The sequence below is a fragment of the Mesorhizobium sp. M7A.F.Ca.CA.002.04.1.1 genome, assembly GCF_004022805.1.
In the GTDB taxonomy this organism is placed as follows: Bacteria; Pseudomonadota; Alphaproteobacteria; order Rhizobiales; family Rhizobiaceae; genus Mesorhizobium; species Mesorhizobium ciceri.
This window is the reverse complement of sequence record NZ_RZPL01000614.1, coordinates 1-3,496: the sequence shown is the minus strand read 5'-3', so window position 1 is coordinate 3,496 and position 3,496 is coordinate 1. Positions and strand designations below refer to the sequence as shown.

Annotated in this window: 2 protein-coding genes; one reads left to right on the top strand and one right to left on the bottom strand. The window is 64.1% G+C overall.

Annotation, left to right across the window (positions count from 1 at the left end; genetic code table 11):
* Nucleotides 1–2,571: inverse autotransporter beta domain-containing protein (locus ENZ75_RS25325; protein WP_245481226.1), on the bottom strand; the 2,571-nt coding region annotated here is incomplete at its 3' end.
* A 329-nt stretch (nt 2,572–2,900) separates the two neighbouring features.
* On the opposite strand from ENZ75_RS25325, the gene ENZ75_RS25320 reads away from it, so the two are divergent.
* On the top strand, nt 2,901–3,431 hold the full coding sequence (locus tag ENZ75_RS25320) for an invasion associated locus B family protein (RefSeq protein ID WP_244514247.1): 531 nt from the start codon (nt 2,901–2,903) through the stop codon (nt 3,429–3,431).
* The last annotated feature ends 65 nt before the right edge of the window (nt 3,432–3,496 follow it).

Genomic DNA, 3,496 nt, shown 5'->3' with positions numbered 1-3,496 from the left:
CCCGCCGAGCGAGAACGCGCGGTCGTTGCCGAACGAGGCCAGTTCCTGTCCGTCGCTCAGCGAGAAGCCGGTGGCGTCGTCGATTGTCCCGCGGTTGACCAGGACAATGATGGCGTCGCTGGCGGTAATGCTGTCGGCATATTCGATCGAGGCGAGGTCGGTGATCGACGTGCCGCCGCCCGAAGCCCCGGCCGCAACGAAGATGTAATTGCGCAGATCGTAAAGTTGCGGGCCGGTAAACGCGGTCGTGCCGAAAGCGTAGTGGCCGCTGCCCTCATTGAGCCCGCGCGCATCGAGCGAGGCGGTGATGCCGGAGATGGAGCTGGAATTGCCGCCGAAGGTAAATTCGGCGTTGGCCGTGGCGCCCGGCGTGCCGGCAATGCCCAGCCGCACGCCGGTATCGACATTGGTGATGACGCCGCCATCGGTGATGATGATCACCGCGCCGCCAACGCTCGGCGACGTCAGATCGATGCCGATCGAGCCGGCAGCACCGGTGCCGGTGATGCTGAGCGACTGCGCGGTGAAATTGGTCTTGGATCCGGAGAAGTCGAGGCCGGTGCCGACACCCAGTCCGGAGATGACGATGTTGCCGGCGACCACCGCCGCATTGACGCCGGCAAACGAGATGCCGTCGGCGCCGGGGTTGGTGATGCTGATGTCGCCGAAGCGGATCGTCGCCGGCGAATCCGAAATGGCGATCGCCGGTCCGGTCGTGTTGGAGATCGTCGTCGCACCGTTGACGGTGAAGTTGCCCGCGACATTCTCCAGCACGACACCCGACGTGCCGCCGCTCTGGCTGATCGAGTCCAGCACCACATGGGCGGTGATCGGATCGATGAAGACGGCGGTGCCGCCATTGCCTGACACGGTGCCGCCGGTGGTGGTGAACGTGCCTCCGGTCGACGTGCCCTGCACGGTGATGCCGCGGTCGGTATTGTCCTGCGCATTGACGGTGGCGAAGGTGTAGGTGCCCTTGCCGGTGATATCGAGACCGTCGTCGAGATTGCCCTGCAGCAGCGTCGTGCCGGTGAAATTGTAGGTGCCGTCGCCGTCGATGTGCAGGCCGTCGAGGCCGTTGCCGGTGGCGGTGAAGTTGGAGTCGGTGATGCCGGTCGAACTGCCCGTGAAGTCGGCGCCGTTGCCGCCCGCACCGGTGACCGTCACATTGGTCAGCGTCGCGCCGGTGATGTTGTTGCCGAAGATGCCGTCGCCGCCGCCGGTGATGATGATACCGCTGAGCGTGTTGCCGTTGCCGAGCGTAAAGACGGGGTTGGCGACGTTGGTGCCCTGGATCGTGCCGTCGCTGCCGCCCAGGTTGAAGGTGCTGGTGCCGCCGCCGAAAAGCCTTGCGGTGACGCTTTCGCCGCCGCCGATGACGGTCTGTCCATTGGCAAGCGTCACCCCGCCAGTCGTCAGATTGCCGTTGCCGCCGAGTGCCACGACAAAACCGTTCGCACCCGACTTGGTCACGGCGTCGTCCAGCGTCGTCGGGTCGGCCAGCGTGCCGGCACCGGCGAGGCCGCCATCGGCGTAGTAGAACTTGCCGAAGGCGGCATTGGTGGCGGCGTTGATGGCGACACGCGTCGTCGAGCCGCCGGTCAGCGTCTGCGACTGGACGCGGACGCCGATATCGCCACGCACGCGCTCGTTGACGCGCTTGCGCAGGCCTTCGCTGACCGGATAGACCGGCTCCGGCCCGCTGTCGGCCCCATTGGCGGCGTGGTCCGAGCCGCTGCCGGGATTGAACGGGATGTTCAGCCGCACACTGCCGGCGAACTGGGTGTCGTCGCGATTGTCGTTGCGGACCTCGCCGGCGAAGACCAGTTCCGTGTTGCTGCCGAAAACATCGCCGATCGTATACTCGAAGCCGGCCTTGGCGCCCGTGACGCTGCCGTCGTCGCCATGCGGATCCTCGAAATGATAGACGCCAATGTCGAGCCGCAGCGAATGCTTGTCGGGCAGGTTGACCGGCACCTGCGCGCCGATCTCGCCCTCGATGCCCCATGCCGCGTAATCGCGGTGGTCGAGGACCGAGATCTGCTCGATCAGCTGGTTGCTGACCATCGACAGGGTCGAACTGGTCGAGTGATCCGTCGAATCACCCTTGATCGGCAGATAGACGTTCACATGCGCATCGAAATGAGGCGTGATCGCCTCGGCGCCCAGCGTGGCCGCGGTGAACTGGGTGGAGTTGTAGTTCTCGAGATTGAGATAGGCGTAGCCGCCGATCATCAGGTCCGGGTTGACGATGCGGCGAATGCCGAGGCCGACATCCTGGCCGGAACCATCCTTGAAATCGTGCTTGGCCCGGACATCCAGGAACAGCACGGATTCGGCCGTCTGCTTGAGCGGGATGAAACCTTCGAGCGCGCCGTTGCCGCCATTGTTGTCGGCGCCGATGATGGCGCGGATCTGCGGCTGCCATAGCCCGTTGGGATCGCCATAGGCGGCCATGCCTGAAAGGCCGAGCGCCAGCGTCGTCAGTGCCGTCGTCTTCCAGAGATGCCTGGCGATTCGCGAACGGCGATAGCCGGCGTGCACGCGGAAATCCTCCCCACGCGCCGCCATCTCACCAACTTGCCGAGGCGTCTCGGTAGTTCCCATCCCTGGCGAGTCCTTCGGGGACTGCACGCACCCCGTGTAAAATCTTACTCGAATTCTATTGTATAGCGAGTCTCCGGCGCTTCGATTTCTGAGGGCCTCCTGCAATATTGTTCGTTGTATCCGAAAAGCCACAGTAATTTCGCCGGCTTGCTTGCCTCCTGCTCGGCTTCCGGAACAGTCGCGGGTGTTGTATCAAGCCATGCTCGGGAGAATACCGGGCGCGGCGAGGAAACATGCAAGGCATCCGGCAAAACAACATGACATTTACTTTAGCTAGATCTAATTTACTTGGCATGGCCGCGGGGCTGGCCGCCCTGTGGCTTGCTCTGGCCACCGGCCCGGCCCTCGCCGAAGATGCCAAGCCGGCCCAGCCAAAGCCGGCTGAAACCAATGCAAAACCGGCCGATGCCAATCCGTGGGCGATGAACTGCTCCAGCGGTTCGGCGACCACCGAGCTTCAGTGCCAGCTTTCGCAGAACCTGACCGAGGCCAAGACCGGGCAGCGCGTGCTGACCGTGACCGTGCGCCGCGACAACGGCAATGGCAGCCTCGCCATGCTGCTTGCCCTGCCGCACGGCCTGTTCCTGCCGTCCGGCGCCTCCTTCCAGATCGACCAGGGCCAGAAGACGACGATTGCCATCCAGACCAGCGACCAGAACGGCGCCTATGCCGCCACGCCGCTGTCGGCGGATCTCATCAAGGCCATGAAGTCGGGGACCAATCTGAACATCGGCATGGAATCGGTCACCCGCAAGCCGGTCACCATCCCGGTGTCGCTGGCTGGCTTCACCGCTGCCGTCGCCAAGCTGGAATCGATCAAGTAGCTGTTGTCAGCGGCTTGATTGTCGATGCCCGGAATGCTCCGTTGCCGCTTCGGACAGTGGAGAAA